We start from the raw sequence: 13,242 nt of genomic DNA, 5'->3' as shown, positions 1-13,242 counted from the left end.
GACCCTCATGGGCGCCTGGGACATCGGCCATTTCGACAACGACACCGCGGCGGACTTCGGGGGCCGGGTGGACGACGCGCCGCCCGAGAAGCGCGCGGATGTCCTCAGGGGCGCGCTGACAGCGGTGGTGGGGATGTCGCCGCAGGACTATGTGGACGACGGCGAGGTGGCGGTGGCCGCCGCGGCGCTGATAGCCGCCCAGTGCCCCGGCGGTGAGCCCGTCACCACCGCGTACGGCCCGAAGAAGCCCCTGCCGCCGCTCCCCGCGGACCTGCGCCCGCTCGCGGTCCGGGCCCTGGACCGGGTCACCGCCGAGAATTCGGAGACGCTGGAACTGTGGACGGACGGCGGTGCGGGCGAGGAGTGGCTGGCCGGGGTGGCCGCCCTGCGCGCCGTACTGGCGGCGGCACCGGGGGAGTGACGGCTCAGCGGTGACATGAGGGCGGCGGGGCCGGGTCAGCGGCTCGGGTGGGAGCCCGTCGCGCCGTCGATCAGTTCCCGGACGATGTCCATGTGTCCGGCGTGGCGGACGACATCCTCCAGCATGTGGATGAGCACCCACCGCATGGACACCGTCCGCCCGTTCCAGGAGGTCCCCGTCGTATCGAGGTCCGTCTCCCGGATCGCGAGGTCGGCGGCGGCCCGTGCCCGCCCGTAGAACGCCAGGATGTCGGCCGTCGTCTCGTCCGGGGCGACGGCCATGTCCTCGGTCACCGTGTCGAACCAGAACTCCTCGGTCTCCCGGGCGAACGTGGCGCAGAACCAGCCGTATTCGACGGTCGCCAGATGCTTCACCATGCCGAGCAGATTCGTCCCGCTCGGTGTCATGGGCCGGCGCAGCTGCTCGTCGTCCAGCCCCTCCAGCTTCCAGAGCACGACATCGCGATGCCGGTCGAGACTGATGTGGAGGCTTTCCTTCTCGCCCCCGGTGTACGGAACATGGGCCACGGGTGAACTCATGTACGAATCCTAGTGGCGGGGTCCCGCCCCGGACCTCAGCGTTTCGGGCTGCCCGCCTGCACCAGCTCGGCGACATCGAGGGAGACCTCGGCGCCGATGGAGGCGGGGAGGGGGGCCTTCTGGCCGGGGGCGTACACCTCGTGCCGGTCGTATCCTCCGGCCAGTGGCTCGGTCAGGACATGGATGCGGCTGTGCTTGCGGTCGAGGATGACGTAGACGGGGATCTTGGCCTGGGCGTACGCGGCGACCTTGATACGGAGGTCGTTCTGGTAGTTCCCGGAGGTGACCTCCGCGACCAGACGGAAGACGCTGGGGTCGTAGCAGCTGTTCTCGGCGCGGTGGTCGTCGAAGTCTGCATCTACCAGGGCCAGGTCAGGAATGGCGTAGTCGTGCGGGCCACTGGGCAGCCACACGCCGATACTTTGGATGATGGCGGATTCGCCGTCGTCGAGACCTGCGGCAATGAACGGACGCATCAGTTTGGTCAGTGCGTGGCCATGTCGGCCGTCCGGCGATGGAGCCACGGTGATGACGCCTCCGATAATCTCGACGCGGCGCCCCGGGAGCTGCTCGGAGAGTTCGTTGGCACTCTCCAGCAGCGAGATCTCCGGTTCACCGTCACAGGGGTGCTCGACTGCTGCTGCAGACATTGCGGGCCTCCTGGAATGGCTGGTGTCGAGAACATCATCGTAGGACGGAGTCGCTCCGGGTGTCCCGCAGGCGATCCGCCACCCGGTCGAGTGAAGCAGAAACGGCCCGGCACACGTGGTGTGCCGGGCCGTCTCCGTACGTCCGGTTACAGCTTCTCGATCACGTAGTCGATGCAGGCCGTCAGGGCCTGGACGTCCGACGGGTCGATCGCCGGGAACATCGCCACGCGCAGCTGGTTGCGGCCCAGCTTGCGGTACGGCTCGGTGTCCACGATGCCGTTGGCGCGCAGCACCTTGGCGACGGCGGCGGCGTCGATCTCGTCCGCGAAGTCGATCGTGCCGATGACCTGCGAGCGCTTCGCCGGGTCGGTGACGAACGGGGTCGCGTACGTGGACTCCTCGGCCCAGCCGTACAGGTGCTGCGAGGAGGCGGCCGTGCGGCCGGTGGTGAAGTCCAGGCCGCCCTGGGTGTTCATCCACTTCAGCTGCTCGTTCAGCAGGAAGAGGGTGGCCAGCGCCGGGGTGTTGTACGTCTGGTTCTTCAGGGAGTTGTCGATCGCCGTCGGGAGCGAGAAGAACTCCGGGATGTGGCGGCCCGACGCGTGGATGCGCGCGGCGCGGTCCAGGGCGGCCGGGGAGAACGCCGCGATCCACAGGCCGCCGTCGGAGGCGAAGGACTTCTGCGGGGCGAAGTAGTAGACGTCCGACTCGGTGATGTCGACCGGCAGGCCGCCCGCGCCGGAGGTGGCGTCCACCAGGACCAGGGAGCCCTCGTCGGCGCCCGCGACACGCTTGACCGGCGCGGCGACACCCGTAGAGGTCTCGTTGTGGGTGAAGGCGTAGACGTCGGCGCCCGCCTCGGCCCGCGGGTCCGGGTGGGTGCCCGGGTCGGAGGCGATGACCGTCGGGTCGGCCAGCCACGGCGCGAGCTTCGCGGCCTTGGCGAACTTCGACGAGAACTCGCCGAAGTTCAGGTGCTGGGACTTCGACTCGATCAGACCGTGCGTCGCGACGTCCCAGAAGGCGGTGGAGCCGCCGTTGCCCAGGATCACCTCGTATCCCTCGGGGAGGGAGAAGAGGCTGCGTACACCGTCACGTACCTCGCCGACCAGGTTCTTGACCGGGGCCTGGCGGTGGGACGTACCGAGAAGAGAGGTACCGGTGGCGGCCAGCGCGTCGAGCGCCTCCGTCCGCACCTTGGAGGGTCCGGCGCCGAAACGTCCGTCGGCGGGCTTGATGTCAGCGGGAATCTGGATATCGGCCACGAGTCGGAGCGTAGTCCCTCGGCGGCACGGCGTAAGTCCGTGTCCGTCGGATGAGACAGGGGCTCCGACCCGTGGGCGGGGCGTCGCGCGGGCGGCGGCGCGGGGTGCGGCCCGTGGGGCGGCGCGGGCGGCGGCGCGGGGTCAGCCGAGGTCGACGGGGAGCTCGTACAGGTCGTTCTGCGTCACGATCGGCTTGTTGCGCAGTTCGGCGGCGGGCACCGCGAGATCGAGCTTCGGGAAGCGCTCGTACAGCGCGGGCAGCGCGATCCCCGCCTCCAGGCGGGACAGGGCCGCACCCGGGCAGACGTGCGGGCCGTGGCCGAAGGCGATGTGGCGGTTGGGCGTGCGGGCGGCGTCGAACTCGCCCGCCGTCGGGCCGTACTGCGCCTCGTCGCGGCCCAGCGCGCCGAAGGAGACGATCAGCGCCTCACCCTTCGGCAGCACCTTGTCGCCGACCTCCACGTCCTCGGCGGCGAACCGGATCAGGACGTGCGAGGTCGGGGTGTTCCAGCGCAGTGTCTCCTCGATCACGCTCTCCCACGCGATCTCCCCGTCGAGCACCCGCTCGCGCTGCTCGGGGTGGGTCTGGAGCGCCTCGACGACGTTGACGATCAGGCTGATCGTGGTCTCGTGACCGGCCGCGATGATCAGCTGGAGCGTGTTGACGATCTCCTCGTCGGTGAGGCTGTCACCGTCCTCGGACGCCGCGATCAGGGCGCTGGTCAGATCGTCGCCCGGGTTCGTCCGCTTGCCGTCGACGATCTTCGTGAACAGGGCGCCGAGGTCCGCCATCATCCGCGGGACCTCCTCGGGCGGCGTCTGCGTCGAGAAGAACTTCTCGAACAGCTCCTTGAGGCGGGGGTGGTCGGCGGCGTCCACGCCCATCAGCTCACTGATGACGTTCATCGGCAGCGGGTAGGCGAACTCCGCCTTCAGGTCGACGCTGTGCCCCTCGGGCAGCGCCGCCAGCCGGTCCAGGCTCGCGTTCGTCAGCGCCTCGATCCCCGCCCGCAGCCGCTCCACCCGCTTCACGGTCAGGGCCTGCGCGACTAGGGTGCGCAGCCTGCGGTGCTCGGTGCCGTCGACCGTCAGCATGGAGCGGCCCGGGTTGGCGAGGCCGATCAGGGGCCAGTCCATCGGTATCTCGCCGCGCTGCCAGGCGCCCCAGACGTTGATGTCCTTCACGATCCGGCTGTCCGTGAGCAGCGCCTTCGCCTCGGCGTGGTGCGTGACGGCGTAGCAGTGCACCCCGCCCGGCAGCTCCACCTCGGCCAGTGGTCCGGCCGCCCGCAGTACGGCGCCCTCGCCGTCGAGGTCCGCGACGAAGGGGTCCAGGGCGATCCGGGTCATGGTCTTCCTCCGAGGGCGGGAGTGGGAGTGAAACGCACCGGCAGGTCGGTCAGACCGCGCAGCCAGGGCGACGGGCGGCGGGTCAGCGCCTCGGCGGGGACGGCGAGGTCCACGTCGGGCAGCCGGTCCAGGAGGACTTCGATGCCCGTACGGGCGATGACCTCGGCGGTCTCCTGGGCGGGGAACGGGCAGCGGTGCTCGCCGTGGCCGAAGGAGAGGAAGGCGTTGTTGCCGCCGGTGAGGGCCGAGGCGTGGGTCCGTATCTGCGGGTCGCCGTTGGCGGCGGCGATCCCGAGGATGAGCAGGTCCCCGGCGCGGATGTGCCGGCCGCCGAGGTGGGTGTCGCGGGAGGCCCACCGTCCGGCGATGTTCTGGCTGGGGGTGTCCTCCCAGAGCACCTCGTTCATCGCCTCGGCGACGCTGTGCCGGCCGCCGGAGAGGGAGGCGGCGAACCGGTCGTCGGTGAGCATGAGGCGCAGGGAGTTGCCCATCCAGTCGGCGGTCGGCTGGTGGCCCGCGGCCATCATGACCATCAGGTCCTGGGCGATCTCCTCGTCGGTGAAGCCCCCGTCGTCGGCGAGCATCCGGCTGGCGACGTCGTCGCCCGGCGCGGTGTGCTTGTCGACCAGCAGCTGGACCATGGACGAGGCGAGGTGCTGCTGTCCGGCGAGCGCCCGCTCCCGGCCGTCTATCATGTCGTTGATCGAGCCGACGAGCGCGGCACCGGTCTCGTCGGAGAAGCCGTAGAGCTTCGCCAGGACGCGTACGGGGAGCAGCATCGCGTACGCGGCGATGATGTCCGTACCGCCGGTGGAGCAGAACCGGTCGATGAGACCGTCGGCGAACTCCTCCGCGTACCGCTTCAGCGAGAACGGGTCGACGCCCTCCAGGGCGTCGCTGATCATCATGGCGCGCCGGCTGTGCCGTTCGCCGACCGTGTAGAGGATCGAGGGCTGCTTGCGCCCGATCATCGGCAGCAGCGGCCAGTCGTCCGGGATGCGGTCCCACTGGTTCCAGAGGTCCGAGTCCCGGCTGAAGAGCACCGGATCGCCGGTGACCTGGTGCAGTTCGCGGTAGCCGAGGATCAGCCAGGCGGGCACGTCGCCGTCGAGGACGACCGGGGCCACGGCGCCGTGGTCGCGCCGCATGTCCCGGTACAGCTGCACGGGGTCGGTCTGGAAGCGGGGTCCGGACAGCGGTACGGACCCGTGGGTGACGGGGCAGCCCGTCACGGGGAGAGCGGTCACGGGGTGGGCTCCGGGGTCTTGGCTGCCGGGGACGCCGAGGTCGCCGGCAGGGGCGCCTGCGGGGTCCGGGCACGCGCCAGCGTCTGCAGGTGTTCGACGAGCGTGATCAGCACGTACTTGCTGGAGGACCGGTCCCGGGCGTCGCACTCGACGAGCGGGATGTCCTCGGAGAGGTCCAGGGCCTCCCTTATCTGCTGCTCGGTGTGGAGCGGGCCGCCGAAGTCGTTGCACGCGACGATGAAGGGCGTGCCGTGGTGTTCCAGCCGGTCGATGGCGTACCAGGAGTCGGCGAGCCGCCGGGTGTCGACGAGGACGACGGCGCCCAGCGTCCCGGAGAACAGCCGGTCCCACAGGAACCAGAAGCGTTCCTGTCCGGGCGCGCCGAAGAGGTAGAGCACCGAGCGTGCGTCGAGCGTGATGCGGCCGAAGTCGAACGCGACCGTGGTGGACGTCTTCGCGTGCACGCCGTCGAGGTGGTCGACGGCCTCGCCCGCGCGGGTCATGGTCTCTTCCGTGTTGAGCGGGCGGATCTCGCTGACGGAACGGACCATGGTGGTCTTGCCGGCGCCGAAGCCGCCGACGACCACGATCTTCAGTCCGTTGTCGGCCGTCGCCCGCAGGGCGGCACGGTCAGAGGTTGCGGAGTCCAACGAGCACCTGTTCCAGGATGTCGGGGTCGGGGAGCCGGTCCGCGACACGGGCTGTACGGGGGTGACGGGCACTGATCCGGCTGGTGTCGAGCAGGTCGCAGAGCATGATGCGGACGATGCTGACGGGCAGGCTCAGGCTCGCGGCGATCTCGACGACCGCCGTGGGGCGCTCGCACATCCGCAGGATCGCGACGTGTTCCGACTGCATGCCGGGAGACGGATCGCATTCCGAGACGACGAGGGTCACCAGGTCGAAGGCGGCCGAGTCGGAACGGCTGCGGCCACCGGTGAGGGTGTAGAGCCGGTCCGGATCGTCGTCGCGACCGGGTCGGGGCCGGGGCGCCGTCGTCATACGGCCGTGGTTTCGGCCGCGGCCTGGCCCTCGGCGGGATAGCGCGGCGGGGCGACGAGGTGCTCGCCGAGCTGCTCGACGAGTTCGCTCATGTTGTGGCCGACGAGGCCGACGTCGGAGTCCTCCGCGGCGACGACCGCCAGGTGGGCGCCCGCGCCCGCCTCGACGATGAACAGCACACCGCCGTAGAACTCGGTCATCGCGGACCGTACGCCGCCGGTGCCGTCACCGAACTCGATGGACGCGCCGTGCGACAGGCTCTGGATTCCGGCGGAGATCGCGGCCAGCTGGTCCGCCTGGTCGACGGAGAGCTCGGGGGTGCGGCACAGCTTGAGGCCGTCCCGGGACAGGACGAGGGCATGCCGGGTGCCGGGCGTGCGTTCGAGCAGCCCCTCCAGCAGCCAGTTGAGCTTCTCGTCGGTGGTCGCGGTCATCGGGTGTTGCCTTCCGGGTGCGGGGAGTTGGCTCGTACCGCCTTGCTGAAGGTACTGAAGCGGGCTGCCTGGACCTTCGGGTCGGTGGTACGGGGCCGGGGGCTTTCGGCTTCGCCGGGGGCGGCAGTGCCGGTACGGGACTCGGCGGCGGCCAGCGTGCGGCCGCGGCGGCGCTTGGGCAGGCCGCTCTCGCCGAACTGGGGAACGGCGCCGGTCGTTTCGGACTCCGGACCCTGGGGGCCGGTGTCCTGGTCGGGGTCCTGCGCGCCGGGGGCCGGGTCCGGCGCGGGCCGGGCGGCGGGGACGGACGCGGGGGTGGCGTCCGGGTACAGGGCCCCCGCGTGCGCGGGCTCCGGCTCGGCGGACCCGAGGGGGCCGGTCACCGGCGCGGGCGCCGCGAGCGGGGCGGACGCCGGGGCGGGCGCGGCGGCGGGTGCGAGCTGGGCGGGCGTGGGCGACGGGGTGCGGGAGATGAGGTCCTGAGGCAGCATCATCAGCGCGCCGGTGCCGCCGCGCGCGGACGGCCGGAAAGAGACGGTGAGTCCGTGTTTACGGGCCAGCCGGCCGACGACGGCGAGGCCGAGCCGGGTGCCGGACAGGCCGGTGAGGTCCTGGTTCTCGGCGGACACCGCACGCTCGGCGCGGCGCAGCTGCACATCGCTCATGACCAGGCCGCTGTCCTCGACGGTGATGACGATGCCCGCCGGGACCTCCTCGACGTACACATGCACTTCGGCGGTGGGCGGCGAGAAGTTGGCGGCGTTGTCGAGCAGCTCGGCCAGGGCGTGCATGACGCCCTCGGCCGCGTGCCCGGCGATGGCGACGTCGCTCGTCGAGTGCAGGCGCACCCGCTGGTAGCTGCCGATCCGGCCCATCGCGCCACGCAGGATCGACTCCATGACGATCGGCTTCGCCCAGCGGCGACCGGAACGCGCACCGGTCAGCACGGCGATGGAGTCGGCGAGCCGGCCCGCCTGGGCGGTGCGGTGGTCCAGGTGCAGCAGATCCCCGAGTACGTCCTCCGAGGTGTGCCGGTGCTCCATGTCCCGCAGGTCGGCCAGCATGCTGGTGGCCAGGGCCTGCATACGACCGGCGGCGTTGGCGCAGGCGGCGACGGCGGCGGACCGTTCGGTCTCGGCGCGGGTGGCACGCGCGGTGAGGTGCTGGGACTCCGCGGTCAGCCGGGCCCGCTCAGCGGCGGTCGCGGTGGTGATCCGGGACATCTCGGCCCGCGCCTCGGCCGTGACCCGGGCGGTCTCGGCGGAGGCGGTCGCCTTGATCCGGGCGGTCTCGGCGGTGAAGCGCTGCGCGTCGGCCGCCGAGGCGGAGACCAGACGCGAGGTCTCGGCGGTGAACCGCTGGGCCTCGGCGGCCCGCTGGGCACGCAGCGCGCGGGCGGTGCCCAGGGTGCGGACGATGACGGCCACGGCGATGCTCAGCAGTACGGAGGCGGCGCCCGCCCCCCAGGCCAGCGGGGTCCTCACCGAATCGGGGGCGACGGCGACGGCCCACAGGGTCAGTGAGCCGGTGACGATTGCCGAGATCAGCAAGGCGAGTGCGGTCGGCCGGAATGAGGGGCGCAATCGGAGTCCTTGGGAGCGGACGGTGCGGGACAGGTCAGATCGGGACAGTTCATCACGAGTATGGATGATCATGACAACTGGAGCTGATAATTCCTGCTCAAGTCTTGGTCACTATAAGAGAATTGACGATTGGTTTGGGAAGTTCTTGTGGGCTTTTATATTCCGAATGCACCTTTGCGCCCGGTCCTGTCCCAAGAGTTCACCCCGTCGAAGGCATCCTGAGGGCATGGCCGAACAGCGCGAGGGGATTTCCGGACAGACGGGCGACCTGAGGCACGACCTCGGTGCCGCCGTGCGCGGAGAGGTCGATTTCGGCGCCTCCGCGCGGGCGCTCATGACGATGGACGCCTCCAACTACCGCCGGGTGCCGCTCGGCGTCGTCGCCCCGCGCGACGCCGACGACATCGCCGCCGCACTCGCCGTCTGCCGTGAACACGCGGTTCCGGTCGTGCCGCGCGGCGGCGGGACCTCCATCGCCGGGCAGGCCACCGGTACCGGCATCGTCCTGGACCTCACCCGCCACCTGCGGTCGATCGTGGAGCTGGACGCCACCTCCCGTACCGCCGTGGTCCAGCCGGGTGTGGTCCTGGACGACCTGCGGGCCGCCGCGGCACCGCACGGGCTGACCTTCGGCCCGGACCCGTCCACGCACAGCCGCTGCACGCTCGGCGGCATGATCGGCAACAACTCCTGCGGCGCGCACTCGGTGGCCTGGGGCACCACCGCGGACAACGTGCACGCGCTGACGGTCGTCCGCCACGGCGGCGAGACACTGCGGCTGGACCGGGACGCGGACCGGGGCGGGGGCCGGGGCGGGGCCGGCAGGGACCGGGACCGGAACCGCGATCAGGACCGGCGCCTCGCCGACACCCCGCCGGGCCTGCGCGCACTCGTCGACGCCCACCTCGCCCTGCTCCGCACCGGCTACCCCGACCTCCCGCGCCGCATCTCCGGCTACGCGCTCGACGCCCTGCTCCCCGAACATCCGGGCGGCCCCGACCCGGCCCGCGCCTTCTGCGGCAGCGAGGGCACCCTGGCCGTCGTCGCGGAAGCGACCGTCCGCCTGGTCGAGGTCCCGCGCTCCCGTGCGCTCGCCGTCCTCGGGTACGCCGACGAGTCCGAGGCCGCCGAAGCCGCCGCCGGTCTCCTGCCGTACGGCCCGCTCACCGTCGAGGGCATGGCCGCCGACCTCGTACGCGAACCGGCCGGACTCCCGCGCGGCGGGGCCTGGCTGTTCGTCGAGACGGGCGGGGCGACCCCGGCCGAGGCCCGCGCCCACGCCGAACGCGTCCTGCGGGCGGCCGACGCGCTCGACGGTTCGGTCGTCACCGACCCGGCCGTACAGCGCGCCCTGTGGCGCATCCGCGAGGACGCCGCCGGAACGGCGACCCGGATGCCCGACGGCAGCGAGGCATGGCCGGGCTGGGAGGACTGCGCGGTTCCGCCCGCCCGGCTCGGCCCGTACCTCCGTGACTTCCGCGCCCTGCTCACCGACCACGGGCTGCGCGGCACGCCCTACGGCCACTTCGGCGACGGCTGCATCCACGTCCGGATCGACTTCGACCTGCTGAGCGCCGAAGGCGTGGCCCGCTTCCGCCGGTTCTCCGAGGAGCAGGCGGACCTCGTCGTCGCGCACGGCGGCTCCCTCAGCGGGGAGCACGGCGACGGCCAGGCGCGCGCCGAACTGCTGCCCCGGATGTACGGGGACGAACTCGTCGGCCTCTTCCACCGCTTCAAGGACCTGTGGGACCCGGACGGCGGCCTGAACCCGGGCGTGCTCGCCCGCCCGGACCGTCTCGACGCCAACCTCCGCTTCGCCGTGCTGCCGAAACGCCCCGTGGACGTCGCCTTCGGCTACCCGCAGGACGGCGGCGACTTCCCGGCGGCCGTCCGCCGCTGCGTGGGCGTCGCGAAATGCCGTACGGCCACGGCGGGCACGGGCACGGGCACGGACGTGATGTGCCCGTCCTTCCGGGCCACCGGGCAGGAGGCCCACTCGACGCGGGGCCGGGCCCGGCTGCTGCACGAGATGCTGGCGGGCGAGGTGATCACGGACGGCTGGCGGTCGAGCGAGGTACGCGACGCGCTCGACCTCTGCCTGTCCTGCAAGGGCTGCCGCAGCGACTGTCCGGTGGGCGTGGACATGGCCACGTACAAGGCGGAGTTCCTGCACCACCACTACCAGGGGCGGCTGCGCCCCGCGTCCCACTACGCGATGGGCCGGCTGCCCCGGTGGCTGCGGCTCGCCGCCCCGTTCGCCCGCCCGCTGAACGCCCTGGCCCGGATGCGCCCGCTCGCCGCGCTCGCCAAACGACTGGCGGGCATCGCGCCGGAACGGACGATTCCGGTACTGGCGACGGAGACGTTCGCCCGGTGGATGCGGGCGCGGGCGGGCAGGGGGACCCGGATCGTCCCGGCCGACCAGGAGGTTGCCCTCTGGCCGGACACCTTCACCGACCACCTCTCCCCGGAGGTGGGGCGGGCGGCGGTACGGGTTCTGGAGGCGACCGGCCGCACGGCATACCTCCCGGCCCGGGGCGTGTGCTGCGGCCTCACCTACGTATCGACCGGCCAGCTCGACGCGGCCCGCCGGGTGATGCGCCGCACCCTGGACCGGGTGGACCTCTTCCCCGGTCAACCGCTCGTCGTCCTCGAACCGAGCTGCGCCGCCACCCTCCGCACCGACCTCCCCGAACTGCTCCCCGACGACCCGCGAGCCGCCGAACTCGCCGCGTCCGTCCGCACCTTGGCTCAGTACCTTGAGGAGTACGCCCCCGACTGGACCCCGCCCCGCACCGGGCGCCCCGTCGTGGGCCAGACGCACTGCCACCAGCACGCGGTGCTGGGCGACGGCGCCGAGCGGCGGCTCCGGGAGCGGATGGGGCTCACCGGCGAACTGAGCGGCGGCTGCTGCGGGCTCGCCGGGAACTTCGGCTTCGAGAAGGGCCACTGGGAGGTGTCGGTGGCCTGCGCGGAGGAACAACTCCTGCCGTCCGTACGGGCGGCGGAGCCCGGCACGGAGATCCTGGCGGACGGATTCTCCTGCCGGACCCAGCTGGAACAACTGGCCGGACGCCGGGCCAGACATCTCGCGGAGCTGCTGGCGGAGGGGCTGGACATCGCACAGAACGATCCCGCGGCGGGGACGGGGGCCTCGTGACCGGGGTCGGGCAGGAGGAGCACCGGATCTCGGACGGCCTGTCGATCATGCAGGCGCTTGGGCGCACGCTCGGCCACAGGTATTCCGAGAGGACTCCGCAGTGGGCAGCTCTCGGCTTCCCCGTGATCGACCGGGGCCCGTACGCGATCTTCCCGCTCGCGGTGGCCCGTGTGCGGGGGGACGGCGATTCCGGACCGGCCGAGCGCCTGTCGGACATGAGGCACAGCCTGCGGCGCAGCTGCGTCCACTTCTTCGGGGGCGACGATTTCCATGCGGAGATGGAGCTCGATGCCGAGGACGGGTACGGCCGGAAGCTCGCTGACGCCGGAGCCGTCGTCACCGGACCGCCCTGGGAGTGCTTGTGGTGCATCCAGCGCTTCGCCGTGGTGCTCGTGCACTTGGTCGACCGGCAACGTGCGTGGGAAACCCTGGCCCTCCACATCGTCCCGATCGACTGGGTCCGGTACCGCCCGCTCAACTCGGGAACGAAACGCGAAGCATCCCGGCAGCGGCGGATCATCAGGGAACGGGACGCCGCCGATGTGGTCTGGTCGTGGCCGCTTCCGGTTCCGGGCGAATGAGGAGTCAGGAACGCGGCTCGGCGGCCCGTCGTCCGATGCGGCAGCCCTCAGGGCCGGGCGTCGTGGTCCCGCCCCACGATCTCGCGGGCCAGTGCGGCGAGTTTCGGCAGCGCGGGATGGCCGGGGGCGTCGCGGCGGGCGAGCAGCACGGGCAGCGGCGGGGCGTCGTGGAGCGGGCGGTAGGCCACCCCGGCGTGCGGATGCATGACGGCGGTGGAGGCGCCTGACACCCCGCTGCCGCGCCCGGCCGCGATGGCGGTGAGCCAGTCGTCGGTGTTGGCGACGGTGAGGGTGGCGGCGGGCCGGGCGTGCGGCGGCCACAGGTCGAGGGCGGTGGTGCCGGAGACGGTGTTCAGGACGACGGTGCGGCCCGCACCCGCGAGGTCGGCGAGGGAGAGGGAGACGCGCGCCGCAAGGGGTCCGTCGGCGGCCACGGCGGCCACCCGTTCCTCGGTGAACAGCACCTCGGTGACGAGCCCCGGCGCGTCCACCGGTCCGCGCAGCAGGGCCGCGTCGACCTCGCCCCGGGTGAGCCCGGCGGTGCGGTCGTCGATCCGCAGCAGTTCGAGCGGGGTGTCCGGGTAGCGCTCCTGCCAGGTCCGCAGCAGCGGTGTGGTGTACGGGCCGAAGGCGGACCAGGCGTGCCCCACGCGCAGGGGCCAGTGGCGCAGCCGTCCGGAGTCGAGCGCCTCGTCGAAGGCGGCGACCGCGGCGGCGGCCTTGTCGCGGAAGGCGACGCCCTCGGGGGTGAGGGCGAGGTGGTGGGTGGAGCGGTCGACGAGCCGGACGCCGAGGTGTTTCTCCAGGGCGGCGAGCGTACGGGAGACGGCGGGCTGGGTGAGCCGGAGGCGGGCGGCGGCGCGGGTGACGTTGCCCTCGTCCGCGACGGCGAGGAAGGCCCGCAGATGCCGGAGCTCCATGGGGCGGCCGGAGGTAGGTTCCATGCTCATGCGCGGGGAGCATAACGGGAGCCCAACAGGCATTTCACGGGACGCGCCGGGGTCCCTACG

Annotated in this window: 13 protein-coding genes; 3 read left to right on the top strand and 10 right to left on the bottom strand. The window is 72.1% G+C overall.

Going from position 1 to position 13,242, the window contains the following annotated elements; all coding sequences use genetic code 11:
• The first annotated feature begins 7 nt into the window (after nt 1-7).
• Nucleotides 8-421, top strand: coding sequence for a DUF4259 domain-containing protein (locus tag A6A29_RS04685; protein ID WP_073718586.1), 414 nt, complete (start codon nt 8-10; stop codon nt 419-421).
• A gap of 35 nt (nt 422-456) precedes the next feature.
• On the opposite strand, the gene A6A29_RS04680 is transcribed toward A6A29_RS04685, so the two are convergent.
• The 9 genes from A6A29_RS04680 to A6A29_RS04640 form a co-directional block, all read right to left on the bottom strand.
• Nucleotides 457-960: a DinB family protein gene (locus tag A6A29_RS04680; protein WP_073718585.1), complete on the bottom strand. Its 504-nt coding sequence runs from the start codon at nt 958-960 to the stop codon at nt 457-459.
• Between the two features lie 35 nt (nt 961-995).
• Complete coding sequence (locus A6A29_RS04675; RefSeq protein WP_073718584.1) at nt 996-1,610, bottom strand: Uma2 family endonuclease; 615 nt, start codon at nt 1,608-1,610, stop codon at nt 996-998.
• Between the two features lie 146 nt (nt 1,611-1,756).
• Nucleotides 1,757-2,875 carry a phosphoserine transaminase gene (serC, locus tag A6A29_RS04670; protein ID WP_073718583.1) on the bottom strand — a complete coding sequence of 373 codons (1,119 nt, stop codon included), beginning with the start codon at nt 2,873-2,875 and terminating at the stop codon, nt 1,757-1,759.
• Between the two features lie 141 nt (nt 2,876-3,016).
• Complete coding sequence (locus A6A29_RS04665) at nt 3,017-4,225, bottom strand: cytochrome P450 family protein (RefSeq protein WP_073718582.1); 1,209 nt, start codon at nt 4,223-4,225, stop codon at nt 3,017-3,019.
• On the bottom strand, nt 4,222-5,457 hold the full coding sequence (locus tag A6A29_RS04660) for a cytochrome P450 (protein ID WP_073719000.1): 1,236 nt from the start codon (nt 5,455-5,457) through the stop codon (nt 4,222-4,224). Before A6A29_RS04660 ends, A6A29_RS04665 begins: the two co-directional genes overlap by 4 nt.
• An 11-nt stretch (nt 5,458-5,468) precedes the next feature.
• Entirely contained in the window at nt 5,469-6,122 is a 654-nt protein-coding gene (locus tag A6A29_RS04655) for a GTP-binding protein (RefSeq protein ID WP_073718581.1), read from the bottom strand.
• Nucleotides 6,103-6,474, bottom strand: coding sequence for a DUF742 domain-containing protein (locus tag A6A29_RS04650; protein ID WP_073718580.1), 372 nt, complete (start codon nt 6,472-6,474; stop codon nt 6,103-6,105). Before A6A29_RS04650 ends, A6A29_RS04655 begins: the two co-directional genes overlap by 20 nt.
• Nucleotides 6,471-6,908, bottom strand: a complete 438-nt coding sequence (locus A6A29_RS04645; protein ID WP_073718579.1) for a roadblock/LC7 domain-containing protein — start codon at nt 6,906-6,908, stop codon at nt 6,471-6,473. Before A6A29_RS04645 ends, A6A29_RS04650 begins: the two co-directional genes overlap by 4 nt.
• A complete protein-coding gene (locus A6A29_RS04640) occupies nt 6,905-8,491 on the bottom strand; it encodes a sensor histidine kinase (protein ID WP_073718578.1) in 1,587 nt (528 codons plus the stop codon). Before A6A29_RS04640 ends, A6A29_RS04645 begins: the two co-directional genes overlap by 4 nt.
• Nucleotides 8,492-8,717: 226 nt before the next feature.
• Between A6A29_RS04640 and A6A29_RS04635 the strand changes: the two genes are divergently transcribed.
• Both A6A29_RS04635 and A6A29_RS04630 read left to right on the top strand, forming a co-directional pair.
• A complete protein-coding gene (locus A6A29_RS04635) occupies nt 8,718-11,651 on the top strand; it encodes an FAD-binding and (Fe-S)-binding domain-containing protein (RefSeq protein ID WP_073718577.1) in 2,934 nt (977 codons plus the stop codon).
• Entirely contained in the window at nt 11,648-12,232 is a 585-nt protein-coding gene (locus A6A29_RS04630; RefSeq protein ID WP_073718576.1) for a hypothetical protein, read from the top strand. Before A6A29_RS04635 ends, A6A29_RS04630 begins: the two co-directional genes overlap by 4 nt.
• A 47-nt stretch (nt 12,233-12,279) precedes the next feature.
• On the opposite strand, the gene A6A29_RS04625 is transcribed toward A6A29_RS04630, so the two are convergent.
• Complete coding sequence (locus A6A29_RS04625; protein WP_073718575.1) at nt 12,280-13,182, bottom strand: LysR family transcriptional regulator; 903 nt, start codon at nt 13,180-13,182, stop codon at nt 12,280-12,282.
• Nucleotides 13,183-13,242 lie beyond the last annotated feature (60 nt).

Origin of the sequence: Streptomyces sp. TSRI0281, from assembly GCF_001905125.1 — a bacterium.
In the GTDB taxonomy this organism is placed as follows: Bacteria; Actinomycetota; Actinomycetes; order Streptomycetales; family Streptomycetaceae; genus Streptomyces.
The sequence above is the reverse complement of the archived record's forward strand: the minus strand, read 5'-3'. Positions and strand labels throughout refer to the sequence as shown.